This is a genomic window from Egicoccus halophilus (assembly GCF_004300825.1).
Taxonomy (GTDB): Bacteria; Actinomycetota; Nitriliruptoria; order Nitriliruptorales; family Nitriliruptoraceae; genus Egicoccus; species Egicoccus halophilus.
The window spans coordinates 1,764,048-1,780,381 of the sequence record NZ_CP036250.1 but is presented as its reverse complement, the minus strand read 5'-3'; the positions used below and the strand labels follow the sequence as shown (position 1 = coordinate 1,780,381).

14 protein-coding genes are annotated in these 16,334 nt (G+C 69.4%); 2 read left to right on the top strand and 12 right to left on the bottom strand.

Translation table 11 applies throughout. The annotated features are described in order from the left end of the window. Positions 1-213: 213 nt before the first annotated feature. Positions 214-2,811 carry a right-handed parallel beta-helix repeat-containing protein gene (locus tag ELR47_RS07900; protein WP_130649403.1) on the bottom strand — a complete coding sequence of 866 codons (2,598 nt, stop codon included), beginning with the start codon at positions 2,809-2,811 and terminating at the stop codon, positions 214-216. Between the two features lie 256 nt (positions 2,812-3,067). After that, positions 3,068-3,391 (bottom strand): hypothetical protein, encoded by a 324-nt coding sequence (locus ELR47_RS18265; protein ID WP_165403932.1) that lies wholly within the window; start codon positions 3,389-3,391, stop codon positions 3,068-3,070. Between the two features lie 110 nt (positions 3,392-3,501). Here ELR47_RS18265 and ELR47_RS18260 point away from each other — a divergent pair, with 110 nt between their 5' ends. After that, positions 3,502-4,035: a YdcF family protein gene (locus tag ELR47_RS18260; protein WP_165403931.1), complete on the top strand. Its 534-nt coding sequence runs from the start codon at positions 3,502-3,504 to the stop codon at positions 4,033-4,035. Between the two features lie 12 nt (positions 4,036-4,047). Here the strand turns inward: ELR47_RS18260 and ELR47_RS07890 are convergent, their stop codons facing one another. The 8 genes from ELR47_RS07890 to ELR47_RS07855 form a co-directional block, all read right to left on the bottom strand. After that, the gene (locus tag ELR47_RS07890; RefSeq protein ID WP_130649401.1) at positions 4,048-4,872 is read right to left on the bottom strand and encodes a polysaccharide deacetylase family protein; all 825 of its coding nucleotides are present in this window, start codon (positions 4,870-4,872) and stop codon (positions 4,048-4,050) included. Positions 4,873-4,890: 18 nt separating this feature from the next. Beyond that, the gene (locus tag ELR47_RS07885; RefSeq protein WP_130649400.1) at positions 4,891-5,850 is read right to left on the bottom strand and encodes a GNAT family N-acetyltransferase; all 960 of its coding nucleotides are present in this window, start codon (positions 5,848-5,850) and stop codon (positions 4,891-4,893) included. Continuing rightward, the gene (locus ELR47_RS07880; RefSeq protein WP_276319920.1) at positions 5,843-6,496 is read right to left on the bottom strand and encodes a sugar transferase; all 654 of its coding nucleotides are present in this window, start codon (positions 6,494-6,496) and stop codon (positions 5,843-5,845) included. The genes ELR47_RS07885 and ELR47_RS07880 overlap by 8 nt, the downstream gene beginning before the upstream one ends. Before the next feature lies 1 nt (position 6,497). Further along, positions 6,498-7,139 (bottom strand): NeuD/PglB/VioB family sugar acetyltransferase, encoded by a 642-nt coding sequence (locus ELR47_RS07875; RefSeq protein ID WP_130649399.1) that lies wholly within the window; start codon positions 7,137-7,139, stop codon positions 6,498-6,500. Further along, positions 7,136-8,302, bottom strand: a complete 1,167-nt coding sequence (locus tag ELR47_RS07870) for a glycosyltransferase family 4 protein (RefSeq protein WP_205745510.1) — start codon at positions 8,300-8,302, stop codon at positions 7,136-7,138. Before ELR47_RS07870 ends, ELR47_RS07875 begins: the two co-directional genes overlap by 4 nt. After that, positions 8,299-9,351: a glycosyltransferase family 4 protein gene (locus ELR47_RS07865; protein WP_165403930.1), complete on the bottom strand. Its 1,053-nt coding sequence runs from the start codon at positions 9,349-9,351 to the stop codon at positions 8,299-8,301. The genes ELR47_RS07870 and ELR47_RS07865 overlap by 4 nt, the downstream gene beginning before the upstream one ends. Beyond that, a complete protein-coding gene (locus tag ELR47_RS07860; RefSeq protein WP_165403929.1) occupies positions 9,348-10,595 on the bottom strand; it encodes a glycosyltransferase in 1,248 nt (415 codons plus the stop codon). The genes ELR47_RS07865 and ELR47_RS07860 overlap by 4 nt, the downstream gene beginning before the upstream one ends. An 83-nt stretch (positions 10,596-10,678) precedes the next feature. Continuing rightward, the gene (locus tag ELR47_RS07855; protein ID WP_276319923.1) at positions 10,679-12,382 is read right to left on the bottom strand and encodes an ABC transporter ATP-binding protein; all 1,704 of its coding nucleotides are present in this window, start codon (positions 12,380-12,382) and stop codon (positions 10,679-10,681) included. 232 nt (positions 12,383-12,614) lie between these two features. Here ELR47_RS07855 and ELR47_RS07850 point away from each other — a divergent pair, with 232 nt between their 5' ends. Continuing rightward, entirely contained in the window at positions 12,615-13,931 is a 1,317-nt protein-coding gene (locus ELR47_RS07850) for a hypothetical protein (RefSeq protein WP_130649395.1), read from the top strand. A gap of 125 nt (positions 13,932-14,056) precedes the next feature. On the opposite strand, the gene ELR47_RS07845 is transcribed toward ELR47_RS07850, so the two are convergent. Both ELR47_RS07845 and ELR47_RS07840 read right to left on the bottom strand, forming a co-directional pair. Next, positions 14,057-15,166, bottom strand: coding sequence for a glycosyltransferase (locus tag ELR47_RS07845; RefSeq protein WP_165403928.1), 1,110 nt, complete (start codon positions 15,164-15,166; stop codon positions 14,057-14,059). A 107-nt stretch (positions 15,167-15,273) separates the two neighbouring features. Beyond that, a complete protein-coding gene (locus ELR47_RS07840) occupies positions 15,274-16,305 on the bottom strand; it encodes a nucleotidyltransferase family protein (protein ID WP_420811107.1) in 1,032 nt (343 codons plus the stop codon). Between the last annotated feature and the right edge of the window lie 29 nt (positions 16,306-16,334).

Genomic DNA, 16,334 nt, shown 5'->3' with positions numbered 1-16,334 from the left:
CCGCAGAGATGGACGCGGTGGCGGGACGTTGCCACGAGACCGTGCAGGGCTGCCCGTCACGCGGGATCGACGGAGCCCGTCCAGTCTCGCGGGGTGATCCTCACCCGCCTCGTCCAGCGAACGGAACCGGTTCGCCCGCACGTCCACGGTGAACACGGACAGAGAACCCACTGACGGGTGGCGGGCCGGGTCGGCCCTTGCCCGTCCACCGGGTCAGAAGTTGGGGATCACCTCTCGGCGGGCGTTCCACTCAGGGACAAGGGTGCCACGCTTGCTGGACACGGGGTGCAGCCGGAAGGTCGATCCATCCTTGAGCTTGACGCGGATGACGGACGACTCCGGCACCTGATTCGCCAGGTGGAACCACGTCCCCTGTGCTCCCTCGAACGTCGGATTGACGACATCGAGCTGGACCCGTTCGGCAGCCAGGAAGGCGATCGCGCGAGTCCGGTAGCCGCGGAAGGTGCCGTTCTGGACAACGGTCGGGCCAGCATCCGTGCGGTGTTTCGCCGTTTGGAAGGCGAACGCGCTCACGCCCGCACCGTCGAAGACGATGTCCGCGAACCGCATCCCACCCTGGGCATGGAGTTCGACGCCACTTCGTCCGTTGCCATGCAGCGTCAGACCTCGATACTGATAATTGTTCGAGTACGCACCATGGTTGATGCCGTCTTGTCCGTTGTGGTACAGGATCGATGACGCGATGACGTGGCGGCGATCATCGGTGTTCTGCCAGACGAAAATGCCATTCATTGCGTTGTTGTGAGCCACGTTTCGCTCGAACTGCCAATGGTCCTCGAGCGATGGGTCGAACTCCTTGACAACGCCTTCCGGCCAGTTGAAACCGGCTGCGTGCACACTGCCCTGTACGCCGACGGCGACCGAGTCGGTGATCTTGAGGTCCTTGCCGTGGCCAAGTTCAAAACCCGACAGTCGGAAGCCACGGAACGGGGGATCGGCCTTCACGTACGACGCGATGGCTCGCTCATAGGTGATCGAGAGGCTTCCGGGCTGCCATTGGGCGTTCTGGCCACAGCAGCCGGTGGTTCGGTCCCACCAGTACGGCGTATCGAAGACGTCGTGGGCGATCGTTCCCCGGAAGGTGATGCCGTCGGACGCGTGAGCGACGAAAGCGCGTCCGCCCGAATCACGTACCACGACGTTCTCGACCAGGGTTCCGCGCGAACCAGCGCCATTGTGGTGGAAGTGCAGGGGGTACCGGCCGGTGACACTCGCGGTGATCGGGACGAAACTGCTGCCGGACCGGTAGGTCTCACTGGTGGCCTGACGCGGGCCGAGGTGCCGAAGTTGCAGGTTACGCAACTCCTGGGAACCGCTCGTGTGGTTGAACAGCACATGCGCTCGACCTGACGGCGTACCCTCGATCCGGACGTTGCGCGTGAGGTTCATGACCTCGGCGCCCCACTGCCCCGCGACGCGAGGATGATCGAATTTGGTCGCCGTGTCGAGATGCACGGTGTTGCCGGAGATCGAGGAGACGCGGGCGTAGCTGTAGCCGTCCTTGAAACCGCTGACTCCCGGCGCGGCGGTCGGGACGACGGCGATCTCGTCGCCGACGCGCCAGCCAGCCGGCGCCTGCTCCAGGCTGATGTTGAGGGCTCCCTTGGCCACGGTCGTGGAAGCACGCGTCCAGGGCAGCACGTCGGCGCCACGGATCTCGGCCTTGCCAGCGCCGCTGAACCAAAGTCCTACGTCACTCGCCACCACGTGGTGGCCGCCGCCGACGTAACGGGACTCGTCGACGCCGACGAAGCGCAGGACGTGCGTCGAAGTTGCTCCAGCAGGCTTCATACGCAGCGTGCCGCGGATCTCGACATTGCCACTCACTTCTAGCGTCGCAGAATGTCCGCCGGAGAACTCGAGGACCGCGCCGGGCTCCACCACCACGGACCCGGCCTGGGCGGGCCCGTCGATGACCACGTGACCGGTCACCTTGACGTCGGTGTTCCCAGACGGGATGGAGCGGCTCGGCCACGTGCCGGCCTCACTCCACCGTTGCGTGGCGAGCGGCGCCGGAGACGGCTCTTCGTGCTCGTGATCGTGCGTCGGCGTGGGCGTCGGCGTGGGCGTCGGCGTCGGCGTGGGACCTTCGCTCGGCTCGATCAGCAGGAGGCGACCGACGGCACCGCCGCGCTGTGACCTCGTCGCCGTGCGCGAGCCGGTGTCCGAGGCCGTCGGAACGACTTCCGCCCCGATGGCGACACTGATGCCGGCGGTGACGCTTCGTCGGTCTTCGAGCGACTGCGGAAGCCGAATGAGCTCGTCGGCGTGGACCGAGTATGCGCCGAGAAGGAGCGAGCCCTGCTTCGTGGCACGGAGAGAGGGGACCTCGATCGGTGACGTGCCCCCGACCAGCGCTCGGCTGGACGGCGAAGAGGTGGAGACGTTGGCGGCGCCGGCGACCGTGAGGATCAGGCCGGACTTGGCTTCGCGGGTGACTCCGTTGAAGGTGTGCGCGGCGGGCTCGCCCTCCTGCGCGCGGCGGACCCACAGGGATTGGGTCACCTCCCGCGCGAACGCCTCGCGATGAAGAGGGGCCCACCCGGCCGGAGCACTCACCGCCAGATCGTCCTTGACGCTGACGATGGCGAGCAGGAGATCACCCGGTCGCGTCAACGGCGGCGTCTTGATGGTCAGCGCTACCCCGTCACGCGTGGAGGTCGCGCTGGTGCTGTCCGTGATGCGGACCGTAGCGGCGTCGGCCGGCTGCGGCGCGGCGGACCAGAGGCCAGCCAGCAGCGCGACCAGAAGGAGAATGGTCGTGGCCGTACGGCGCAGAGCGCGTGGCATGGCTGAGATCCAGAGATGGGGGTGTCCGGCTCCCTGACGACGCGTGAACTGCGGCACTTGAGTGTTCGAGAAAAAACCCCCAACTCAGGGTGCGCCCAGTGCACCGACTCGGCCGCGAGCAGACGCGAAGGAGGACTAGCGCCATGACCCTAGGCCGGGCCGTGTCTCTCGGGCAGGCCTCCTGTGGCAGTTCGCCTCGCCGAAGGAAGGACGCTGCCGTGGCTACCTCTTCGACGTTGAGGTCAGCCCCAGCCCCTCAACCCGCTGGTGCAATCGCTGATGGACCGACGGTCCCAGCCGACCCGCCATCGTCCTGGTCCCCCAGGTCGGTTGCGCGATCCCCGCGGCGGCGACGCTCCAGAGTGTCTGCGCCGCCTTCGGTGTTGTCGGGGCGCAGGCTCTTCATGGGGTGGGCGATCCCGCAGTCGGGGCAGACCAGGCGATCGTTCCTGCGCCGGAACTGGTATTCCACCCCGTCGATCACCACGGACCTGCCGGAGATCGAGTCGGCCAGGATCGCCCCGCACGAGCAGCGGATTCGCGCCGGAGACATCGGCATCGAATCGGACGCGCGGGCCATATGCTCTCCTCGACTGCAAGGTGTGTCATCGTAGCGAGCCACACCCCGAGCCCGACCGTGCCTCGAACCCCCTCGGCAGCGACGGGACAGGAGTCGACTGGCCAGGAGCGATGACGACCACCACGCAGCGATGGCATCCAGTCAGCGTCGTTGCTGCTGCCTTCATGGCGGCAGTCGCTGGCGTGCTGATCTACGTGGTCGTTCCGTACAACGACGCAGTCGAGGCCCCGGACGCCGTCATCGTGCTCGGCGGCGCCGGCAGTGAGCGCGCCCGGCTCGGGATTGCGCTGGCCGAGGAGTACGACGCGACACTGGTGCTGTCCTCCTCCGCTGCACACTTCGGTGAGCAACTCGGGCGGCGTTGCGCGCAAAGCGCGATCTGCATCATGCCCGAGCCGGAGAACACCGCAGGCGAGGCCGTCGCCGTGCGTCAACTGATGCAGGAAAGGCAGTGGGAGCGCGTTGCCGTGGCCACCTCTCATTTCCATACGGCCCGGGCCCGGCTGCTGTTCCGCCAGTGCCTGGGCGACCGCGTCGCCGTGGTCGGTGCCGTGAGGTCAGAAGGACAGTCCGTCGGGACCGCCCGCTGGCTGAAGGAGGTCGCCGGCGTCCCCGCCGCCATCACCTTTCGCCGCGCCTGCTGAGCTTCGGGCCGGTCAGCCGGCGCCAAAGCGTTTGGCGGTCTGGACGACGCGCTCGTACGCACGTTCGACGGTGAGGTCGCCGCCGAGCTTGGCGCGGAAGAACGGCAGCGGATCGGTGCCGCGGACGGGGACCCGGTGGAGGCCGAGGGGATCGGTGCCCGGACGGTTGAGTCCGACGATGCCGGTCGCAGCGGAGCGGAAGCGGGCGGCCAGCAGCTCGTTCGCCGCCGGCACCGGCACGCCCCAGGTGAAGCAGTAGTGCTGGGGCACGACGCCGAGGCGGGCCTCCAGCAGCGCCGAGCAGGTGTCGAACTCCTCGGCGGTCAGCGCCTCGGGCCGGGCGTGCGTGTGGGTGTGGTTGCCGAGCGTGACCAGCGGTGAGGCGGCCAGTTCCTCGAGCTGCCGCCACCGCAGCGCCGGACCGGGATGGTTCGAGGTCGACCCAGGCCAGTGCATCGTCCCGTCGAGGTAGGCCGTGGTCACGTAGAGCGTGAACGGCAGGCCGGCCTCGCGTAGCAACGGCCAGGCGACGGCGTGGACGTCCTCGAACCCGTCATCGAAGGTGAGCACCACCTTGGGTGAGTCGTCGCCGGCGGCGAGTTCGTCGAGGGCGGTGTCGAGGGCGACCACGCGGTGGCGCGCCAGCTCCGCGACCTGGGCCTCGAAGTCGGCGAGCGCGAGGTCGCGCTCGTCGGGCGTTCCACCACCGACCCGGTGGTAGATCAGCACCACCGTGCCGCTGGGACCCCGGCCGCCAGCTGGCCGGCGCACCGTCGCCAGTCCATGCTTGAGCCCCCGCCGCAGCTGCGGGCCGGTCAGCCGGTCGAATGCGCCCACATCGGGTCCTTTCCGAGGTCAGAAGAGCTCGACGTCACCCATGGTGAGGTCCCAGGCCCCCAGCGGCGGCATCGGCGTGCTGGCCAGCGCCCGCCAGGTCAGGATCGGGCCACCGCCGGACAGCGGCAGGAAACCACCGCGCAGGTGGGGTCGGGCGGCGATCTGCAGCACCTGGTCGGCGCGCGTCTCCCTGGCCATCCTGCGCAGCAACCGACCCGCGACCGCGTCGTCGGTGGCCAGCAGGTGCCCGACCACGCACTCGGTCGCCGGCCCGCGTCGGCGCAGCCGGAACAGCACCAGCCCGTCGTCCTCCTGCAGTCCGCGGTAGTGCAACGGGCCGAAGCCGTAGCGCCAGCGCAGGAACGCGGGCGACAACTCGGTCGCGATACCGCGTAGGCGGGTCGCCGCGAGCAGGCGTCCGAGCCGCACGTCGTCGGCCAGCACCTCGGCGGCCCTCTCGCCGACGGTAGCGGGCAGCGACCACTTGTCGGCGGGCACCCGGGCCCGCACGGCACCGAGCGCGGCGGCCGGCGAACGGAAGCGGACGCCGACCGGCAGCCTGCCGACCTGCTGCCAACCCATCTTGAGGTAGCCGGGGCGGGACTGCTCGTTGGGGGTGTTGAAGACGTGCGCCACCCCCTGCTCGCGCAGCACCTCGAGCGAGGAGGTGGTCAGGCGGCGGAAGATGCCCCGCCCCTGGTGGTCGGGATGGGTGGCCGTGTCGACCGCCCGAACGGCGTCCCACGTCCGTTCCCCGTCGGTGAACCGCCAGCGCAACCACACGCGCAGCCCGACGATGCGATCGCCGTCGGTCGCGACCCACGCCGGCGAGCGCCCGAACGGGTTGTCATGGTGCTTCCAGTGGTAGAAGTCGGCGTACTGGGCGTCGGGCACCCAGCCGAGCGACGACTGCAGCAGCTCGAGCAGCTGCGGCAGGTCGGTGTCGACGGCCTCGCGGACCTCGAGTTCGTCAGCCACGGGCGTCCTCGTCGTCGGCGGGCGGCGTCGATCCGACGCCGCCCTGGAACGGGATGGTGGTCGCGTGCCCGTCGAGCGACACGCCCCGACGGGTGACGACCACGGCGAGGGTGCGCACGACGATGCGGACGTCGAGCCACAGGCTGCGGTGGTCGACGTACCAGACGTCGAGGGCGAGTTTGTCCTCCCACGTCTGGTCGTTGCGGCCGTTGACCTGCGACCAGCCGGTCAGCCCCGGACGCACCTCGTGGCGTCGCGCCTGCGTCGGCGTGTAGCGGTCGAGGTACTCGGGCAGCAGCGGCCGCGGGCCAACCAGCGACATCTCACCGCGCAGGACGTTGAGCAGCTCGGGGAGCTCGTCCAGAGAACTCGCCCGCAGGAACCGTCCCAGCGGGGTCAGCCGCGCCTGGTCGGGCAGCAGGTCGCCTCCGGCATCGCGGGCGTCGGTCATGGTGCGGAACTTGCGCAGCGTGAACTGCCGGGCGTGCCGTCCGGGGCGCTGCTGGCGGAACAGCACCGGCGTGCCGATCTCGCGGCGGACGCGCACCGCGACGAGGGCCATGACCGGGGCGAGGACGACCAGCCCGATCAGGGCACCGACGACGTCGATCAGCCGCTTCAGGGGGTCGTAGCGTTCGCCTCGCACGTCAGCCTCGCCGGATGGGTCGCGCGGGCACACCGACGACGGTGGTGGCCGGGGCGACGTCGCGGACGACGGCGGCACCGGCGCCGACGACCGCGCCGGCGCCGATCGTGATCCCCTGCCGGACCGACGCGCCGATCCCGACGTCGGCGCCGGCCTCGATCGTGACGTTCCCGGCGAGATGCACCCCGGGCGCGAGGAACGCGTGGTCACCGACGACGCCGTCGTGTCCGAGCATGGCGCCGTAGTTGACGATCACGGCCCGGCCGAGCCGGATGTCACAGGTCAGCACGGCCTGGGGGCAGACGATGGTCCCCTCCCCCAGCTCGACCCGCGGGCCGACGACGCTCGAGGGGTGCACGACCTGCGCGAGGTCGACGCCCCACGCGTCGAGGCGCTGAACGATGTCGGCCCGGGTCGCCGGGGCGCCGACGGCGACGACCGCCTGCACCTGCGGGTGCTCCTGCAGCCAAGTGAGCGGGCCGAGGACCGGCAGGTCGGCGACGGTGGTGGCCGGTGCGGCGTCGTCGACGAAGCCGAGCAGGCGGTACTGCCCGGACAGGTCGTGCACCCAGGCGGCGGCCTCGCGTCCCATCCCGCCCGTGCCGACCACGACCACGTCGACGCGCGACGCCCCGGCGCTCATCGCGACCCGCCGTGTGCGCCGAGGAGCCGCTCGTAGACATCCAGGGTGACGCGGATCTGACGGCGGTCGTCGAACTCACGCTCGGCCTTGCGCCGACTGGCCGCCCCCATCGAAGCCCGCAGGATGGCCTCGTCGGCGAGGCGGGCGATCGCCGCGGTGAGCGCCACCGGGTCGCGGACCGGGACCAGCACACCGTTGGTGCCATGGTCGACGACCTGTCGGCAGCCGCGGATGTCGGTCGCGATCACCGGACGCCCCATCGCGGCGGCCTCCATCGCCGAACGCGGGAAGCCCTCCCGATGCGAGGCGAGGACGTACAGATCCATCGCCAGGTAGAGCCGCTCGACGTCGGACCGGGCGCCGAGGTGGCGCAGACCCGTGGCGGCGGCCACGGCAGCCAGCTCGTCGGTGGTGATCGCGTCCGGCTTGTCGGTGTCGGTCGGTCCCACCACCACGAACCGCACCCGCGGGTGGGTGTGTCGCAGCGCCCGGGCCGCCTCGAACACCTCGCGGTAGCCCTTCTCGGCCACCAGCCGGCCGACGAGACCGACGACGACCTCGTTGTCGCCGACGCCGAGCTCACGACGTACCTCGGCGCGCTGCGGTGCGAGCCGGTCGAGGTCGAAGCGGGCGAGGTCGACCCCGTTGCCGAGCACCTGCAGCTTGCGTGCCGGCGTGCGCAGCCGCCGCAGCACCGGCAGGTCCTCGGGGTTCTGCAGCAGCTCGGCGTCCGAGAACGTCGCGGCGGCGCGCTCGAGTCCGTAGACGACCGCCCGCTTCCGCCAGGCGTCGTCGGGCTGGGCGTACAGGCCGTGGACGGTGTTGACGACGTGCGGCACGCCGGCCAGCCGGGCGCCGATGCGGCCGTACACGCCGGGTTTCGGGTTGTGGGTGTGCACGAGGTCGGGGCGCAGGCGCCGGCACAGCCGCACGAACTCACGTGCGGCGACGAGGTCGGCCCGCACGTCTGCGGAGCGTGTCGAGCCTTCGAGCGCGACGTGGCGGATGCCGGCGTCCTCGAGTTGCGTGACGTACGGACCGGGCGCCGAGACCCCGATCACCTCGTAGCCGGCCTCACGGAAGGCCACGAGTTGCGGGAGCAGCAACAGCACCAGCGACATGTCGACGGTGGTGAGATGCACGACGCGGGGCTGACGCTTCACGATGCTGTCATCAGCATCGTGGCCCGCCACAGTTCGCAGACGGTCCCCATCGTGTACCGCCGCTCGAACGCGGCCTGGGCCCGACGGCCAGCGTCAACCGCGCCCGACAGGGCGTCCGAGACGCGGGCGACGAACGCGTCGGTCCGATCGGGCTCGACCAGGAATCCGGTTTCACCGTCGACGATCATGTCCGGCAGGGCGCCGACCCGGGTGGCGACCGTGGCGACACCGGCGAGCGCTGCCTCGATGACGACCGCCGGCATTCCCTCCGATCGGCTGGGTAGCACGAGAACGTCGCTGGCCCAGTACACCTCGCGCGGGTCGCCCAGGGTCCCGAGGAACGCGACGCGTCCGGGAGCGAGCCGTGCGGCCAGCGTCTCGAGTCGTGTTCGTTCTGGGCCGTCCCCGGCCACGAGCAGATGAGCGTCGCTGCGCGCAGCGGCGACGATGGCCACGTCGAGGTTCTTCTCGGGGGCGAGCGCGCCGACGAAGCCCAGACAGGGCCTGCCGGGCGGGATGTCGAAGCGCACCCGCAACCGTTCCCGCTGGCCGTCAACAGCGGAGAAACGCCCTTCCGGAACGCCGTTCGGGATGACGCCGATCCGACCGCTGGGTAGGCCGTACCGCTCCGCGAGCTGGGTCCCTGCCCCCTGCCAGAGGGCGACGTAGCGTGCGGGCCGGCGTAGCAGGAGGCGCACGAGCTGCTGCTTGTGCCAGGACGCGGTCCAGTAGCTGGGGTCCCCGATGAAGCGGTAGACGAAGGGCGTGCCGCTGCCGGCCAGGGCGACGCTGCATGCCTCCAAGGTCGACGAGCCATGGGCGACGACCACGTCGACGTCTTGGGCGGCCTGCCGCAGGGCACGCAAGGTCGCCGGCGCTCGCCGGCCGGTGCCGAGCACCCGCATCGCGTAAGGGTTCTGCGACGGTGTCGGATGCAGTGCCGCGATGTCGGCGTCGTCACCGCGATCGTGCAGGGCCGCCACCAGCTCGATCGCGAAGGTTTCCGCACCGCGCCTCGCGGGACTGGTGACCACGTGCAATGACTTCACCACGACACCCGAACCGGAGGGACCCGGTGCCGCACACGGCCGTGCCCGACATCAGCGGCGGCCACGTCCTCGTAGAACTGGACCATGGCCTGCACGGTCGCGTCGAGTTCGAAGCGGTCGCGGAAACGGGCCTGCTGCCTCGCTGCAACCCTCTCGGCCGTGGCCGGTGACGTCAGCACCTCACCGATCGCGTCGGCCAGGCCCGCCGTGTCGCCCAGGGGCACGAGCCACGGGTGGGCATCACCGACGACCTCCCGAACCGCCGGCACGTCGAAGGTGACCACCGGGGTGCCGATGCCGCAGGCCTCGACGACCGCCCCGCCGAGCCCCTCGTAACGGGACGAAGACGCGAAGACGTCGGCCGCGGCGACGAGGTCAGCCACGTCTTGACGCACTCCCAGCTGCACGACCGCGTCCCCAACGTCGTGCTGTTCGATCGCCCGGTTGACTTGGGGTGTGCTGCGACCGCTGCGCCCGACCAGGACGAGCAGCGCATCCCCATGCGCCGCGCGCATCCTCGCGAAGGCCTCCACCAGATACACGTGTCCCTTCTGCGGTTCCTGTCGCGCGACGTTCACCACCACCGGGCGACTGCCCCAGTCGAGCCGCGCTCGCACGTCCTGACGGCGAGCTGCCGTGCGGTGATCGAGCAGTGCCGCGCTGCGGCCACGAGGTACGCATCGCAGACGTTCGGGCGGCATGCCGAGGTGCGTCCGTGCGTGCTCTGCCGTGGCGTCGCTGATGGCATGGACGGCGCTGGTGGCATGACGCGCCAAGGCCCGGTCCACCGACCTCACGACCCAGAGCTTCCGCGGCGACACACGCTCGGCGGCACGCGCTTCCGGCGCGTACGGCGTGTTGACGACGCTACTCACCACGCGCTGGCCACCTCGGATCCAAGCAGCCAGGCGACCGGCGAAGTCAGCATCGAACAGGGTCGTGTGCAGCACATCGGGCGAGAACGCCCGGCAGGCTCCGATGACGTGCCTGACCGCGCCGGCCCTGGTCAGCGTCCTGTCGGGAGAGAAGACGGGCACGCCTGCCGCGTGCAGTTCTTCCAGCCCGTCCTTCTCCGAGCGGAGGACGACGACGGCATGAGCGAGGTCGGTTCGCGATCCGAGGATGATGCTGCGTATCGACACCTCCGCACCAGCCTGGGCGCCGACTTGATTCACGACGTGCAGCACACGAGTTCGAGACACCGCCGGATGCTCCCGTTGCGACATGAGAACCTGCTGCGCCATGCTCGACGTCCCACCGCCGGTGAGGTGCGGCGTTCCATCCGTGCTGCTGAACATTTGTGGTGGCTTGCCGAAGTGCGGTGACCTCAGTGGCTGCCGGCGAGTGCCCGGAAGCCCCGACTGTCGCGCCGAAGGTCGTCGTAGGTTCCCAGTCCGGCGACACGGCCGTTCTCCATGAACACGATCCGGTCGCACTTCTCGACCGTCGAGAGGCGGTGGGCGATCAGGATGATCGTGTGGGAACCTTTCAGGCGTTCGATCGCGTTCATGAGGGCCGCCTCCGTCATGTTGTCGAGGGCGGAGGTCCCCTCGTCGAAGATCAACACCTGCGGACGGCGGTACAGCGCGCGGGCGATCGCGATGCGCTGACGCTGGCCGCCCGAGACCCGCACCCCTCGCTCACCGACCTGTGTCTCGAGTCCATCAGGGACCGAGTCGACGAACTCCCGCAGTTGCGCGAGCTCGATCGCTTCATCGAGCGCGACTTCGTCGACGTCTTCGTCCGCGACACCGAGGGCGATGTTCGCGCGCAGCGTCCCGTCGACCAGGAACACCATCTGCGGCACGACGCCGAGGTTGCGCTGCCACGCGCGGCTATTGCGGTGCACGTCCCGCCCATCGACGAGCACCTGGCCGGCGTCCGGATCGAGGAGACCGGCGATCACGTCGACGAGCGTGGTCTTCCCGCCACCCGTCGCGCCACAGATGCCGATCTGTTCACCAGGTCGGATCGTCAGATCGACACCGGCCAGCGCGTCTCGGTCCGCGGTCGCGTAGCGAAATGCGACGCCACGCAACTCGATGCCGACGTCGAACGGCAGCGGTGCCGGCTCGCGAGCCGATCGCTCCAGGCCCTCGATGGCCTGCAGGTCGGCGTGCAGGTCGGCCAGTGGTGCGGCGGAGAATCGGATGTTGTTCAGGCCGCTGATGATGCGCTGCAGGGACGGCTGCAAGCGCAACCCGGCGTAGGCGAACAGGCCGAGTACCGAGAGCGCCGACTGCGCGTCGGTTCCCCGCATCAGGGTGAGCCCGAAGAACAGCAGGATGAATCCGATGAGCGCGAGCTCGATGATGGAGTGCGGCAGCTCGGTGAGGGTCGAGCGCAGATAGTGCGAGCGCGCCAGCTGCAGCCGGCTGCGCGCATAGACGCGCGAAAAGTGCCGCTCACGACCGAGTATTCGGATGTCACGTACGCCGTGCAGCGACTGCTGGAGGGATGCGTAGGCGTCCTTGGACGCGACGTGCGCACGGCTACCGAGTGCCTTGAGCCGCGGCTGCACGACGAACAACAGCAACGCGGCCGCAGCGCCGACCACGACGACGGCCATCCCGGTCGCCCCGGGGGCGATCGCCAACAGCACGAAGAGCATGCCGAGTGTCAAGAAGCCCTCAGCCGTCACCCGGACGACGGGCAGGAACACCTGGGAGATCAACTGATCGACGGCCTGATGCCCATTCCGGATCAGCTCCGCGGACGGGCGGCTCAGGTGCCAACTGTAGGGCCAGCGGAGGTATCCCTCGACCATACGGATCGACAGGCGGGCACCGGCGTTGTGGGCGACCCGTTGCTGAACGTAGGTGACACCGACCTGTACGGCCGTCCTGACCACGAAGAACACTGCCATCGCAATCACCAGCCACAGCAGCAGCCGCTCCTGTGCCACTCGCGGGAACAGCGCGCGAAGGTCACCGAGCATTGGGAGTTCGACATCCCCGCTCGGGTCGACCACGAGCGCGAGCAGGACGTAGACGAGCACCGCACCGAGCATCTCGAAGCCGCTGGCGATCACCGCCAGCACGACGAGACTGAGCCAGCGTCGCGATTGCCCACGCCCGACCAGGTGGAACGCCTGTCGAAGTGTCTGCCCCACGTCCGACCCCACGCTTCGGGTGCTCGTGCGCCCTTCGCACGACCCGGTCCCGGCAACAGCCCCGCCCCGAGACGTGGGCGAGCGTAACGCCTACGGCCCACGGTGGCCCGCGGCTCGCCGTATTCTTCGACGCATCGTCACGAGGGGCACGGTGGGGGCATCGCAGGTTCTGGCGCTCGGCATGGGCGGTGTCGCGGCGGTCGGGATCCTGTTCGCATTGCGTTGGGCCCTGCGCCGAGAGGACGACGCCCGTCTGCGGCGCATCCTGGTGCTCGGCCTGGGCGCGAAACTGGTCGGCGCCATAGCGCGATACACCATCATGGGCGACCTCTACGGCGGACGCGGGGACTTCAACCGCTACGTCGAGAACGGCCGCAGGCTGGCAGGCGTCATCCGATCCGGTCAGTTGCCCGAGCAGGCCCGGGAGACCGGTACGCCCTTCATGGACTTCCTCTCCGGTGTGCTCTTCGCCGTCGCGCCGGCGCACGTGCTCGTCGGCTTCGCCGTCTTCTCCCTGCTCGCCTATGTCGGTGCCTACCTGTTCGTGCAAGCGGCGAAGCTGGCGGCTCCCGGGGCGGATCTGCGCCGCTACGCCATGCTGGTGATGTTCCTGCCCACCATGGTGTTCTGGCCCTCCAGTCTGGGCAAGGAGGCCTGGCTCGTCTTCGGACTCGGACTTGCCACCTACGGGGGAGCCCGTGTGTTGGCGCGACAACGCTTCGGTTACCTCGTGTTGGTGCTGGGCACCCTCGCGACCTATCAGGTTCGCCCACACATGGGAGCGCTGTTCGGCCTCGCGTTCGCAGGCGCCTTCCTCGTGAGAGCCCGTGACCGCAGCATCAAGCAGAGCGCCGCAGGGTTCCTGATCGGACTGATCATCGCCGGCACGGGCGCCGTCGTGCTGATCATGAACTTCGGCGACCGACTACCCAAGGACGAGTCGGTGGAGGGTTCGACGACCGATCAGATCTTCGCCGAAACCGATCGCCGCACCAGCCAGGGAGGCTCGGGATTCGAGAGCCGGCCGGTTCGCAACCCCGTTGACTTCGTGCATGCCGCGATCACCGTCCCGTTCCGCCCGTTCCCGACCGAGGCACACAATCGTCAAGCGCAGCTGACCTCCCTGGAAGGGGTGTTCCTGCTCGGCCTGTTCGCGGTGTCCCTCCCTCGGCTCTCCAGCGTGCCACGTCGCATACTCAAGCAACCGATGGTGACGCTCGCGGCGGCCTACAGCATCGGGTTCATCACCGCGTTCTCCAACGTCGGCAACTTCGGCATCCTGACCCGACAGCGTGCGCAGCTGCTCCCGTTCGTCGCGCTGCTGCTCGTTCTGCCCGTCGAGCAAGGTCACCGAGCGCCGGCGGCGCCGTCCAGGGAGAACATCCGGTTCCGCCGCCAGCCATCGCCAGCGCTCGTGTACCTCCCTCCGAAGGGCGAGCAGCAGGGCGGAGACGAACCCGCGACCTGAGTCGCGAGTCCAGCCCTGCCCTGCATCGCGGGCGCGAGCTCAGCCGTAGTCGGCGGTCCGCCCGCCGACGGCCATCCGGCAGATCTCGGCGCCATCGACGTCGGACCACGACGACGGTGTCCGACTCACGGCCGCTCCCCACGTGCGAGCAGCGCGGTGTAGAGCTCGGTCGTCCGCTGTACGGCCCGGTCGATCGAGAAGTGCTCGGCGACATGCTCTCGACCCGAGTGGGCCAGGCGATGCCGCTGTTGCTCGTCGTGTAGGAGCTCGAGCAGTACACCGGCCAACGCTGCCGGCCGACGGGCAACCACCAAACGACCGGTGACGCCGTCTCGGACAGCTTCCGGCACACCACCGACGCGAGTGGCCACACACGCCACTTCGGCGGCCATCGCCTCGATCAGCGCAATTGGCAGTCCCTCGAAGCGCGAACCGAGCACGAACACATCGAGGGCCGGTAACAGATCGAGCGCGTCGTCGCGTCGCCCAAGAAATCGCACCGCCGCAGACAACCCGAGGTCCGTCACGCGACTTCTGAGCCCCACCTCGAGCGGTCCGGTCCCGACGAGGAGCAGACGGGTCCGCGGCAACTCGACGTGGACCTGCGCGAAGGCCTCGAGCAGGCCGGCATGATCCTTCTTGGGGGTGAAGTTGGCCACACAGCCGATCAACAGGTCGTTGTCGGCAAATCCGAGGCGGGTCCGCGCGTCCTGCCTCGCCACCGGCCCGCGCGGCGCCGTCTCCGGCACGACGCCGTGCAACAGCGTCTCCGTCTCAGGTGCTCGACCGCCAAGACCGACAGCCGGCGGGCGGATCGAACCGGTCACCCCGTCGCTGACCGACAGGACGGCATCGTTGCGACCGTAGGTGACCGCGTTGGCCAGACGCGTCGGTAGTCGGTACCGCTCCCACTGATTGTGTTCGGTGTGGACCACGGTGACGGACCTCGGCACGCTCAGGCGCACGACCGCGGCCGGCACCGGACTGTGGGTGTGGACGAGGTCGTACCCCTCGCGCCGGACCAGCCGCGCCAGTCGTCGCATCCAATGTCCGGGCCGGTCCTCCGGTCGGGCCAGCGCGGCCACGCGGACCCCGTGTGCCCGCAACCCCGGGACGAGTGCGTCCTTGTGCGGCAGCACGTAGGCGACGTCGACCACGAAGCGGTCGGCGTCGAGGCGCGGGACGACCAGGGAGAGCAGCCGTTCGGCACCGCCGAGGCCCAGCCCCTTGATCACCCACAGGACACGAGACCGGCTCAATGCAACGGCCCTTTCCATGGCGGACGGATGACATCCCAGATCGCTCAATCGTGCCCCGACTTCGCACCCGCAGCTGCATGCGCTCAGACATCGAACATCGCTCGCACGCCACGAAGGAGCCAGCTGCGGCGCGGCTCCTGACCGACCTGTTCGACGAAACCGGATGACGGAAGCGCCGCCCGGACGAAACGGAGCTTCGTCCGCGGACCCGGGAGAAAAGGCAAGGAGGCGCGCAGCTTGACTGCGTGATGCCGGTTGCGTCCGACATAGGCCTCGATGGCCCGGCGTTCGGCACGGGTGGATTCGTGCCGCTCCGCCCAGTCGACGAGCGGTCCACCGACCTCCAGATCGAGGTGTTGACGGCAGAGCCGGAACGCGCGTGCAAGCACCGCTTGGGCACGCCACTGGTGCGCGAGCCATTGCACGTGCGGGATGCTGTGGGTGCCGAACGCCAGCAACTGTGCGACGTCGCGCAGACTGCTCAACCGCGGGTCGGGATCACCGAGCGCCGCGTGATAGCACGCGTGGAGCAGACGGGTCTCGGCACCCAGGGTCCGGACGTCGTGTCCCCCGAGGACGAAGGTGCGACTCGACCGGAACAACTCGTCGAGTTCGATCCGCAGACCGAACGTGGCGAACACCAGATTGCGATGCGCGTCGAGCTCGTCACCTCCCCTGCCTCGCAGGGTGGCACCCTTGCCGAAGTGCCGGTCGAACGCCGGGCTGGTGGGCGGGAACAGGCGCCGGTAGCCGGTCGCCACGAGCATCCCCATCGCGTCGTCGAACTGTTCCGAACGGAACAGCAAGTCGTTGTCGTTGAACGTGCGCACCGCCGGGTCGGGATACATCAGGTGCGCCGAGGACGTCCCCTTCAACACCACCGCCTCGACCCCCCCGGTTTCGAGCACGTCAAGGATCCGCAACAGGCGGCGCTCGAGATGGATGCCCCAGATCATCGCCTGCAGGTGCGCATCCTCGACCTGCTCGGCCTGCTCGTCGGTTGCCGGGAAGACGCCGTCCTCGATCGCGGACTGCAGGAACCCCAGCACGCGATGATGCCGCACGGCGGCGAGCATCTCCGTCCATGCGTCAGCGGGCAACGGGGCAGCAGGCATCGGTGCGCGACCGCCGGGAAGGCCGTGGC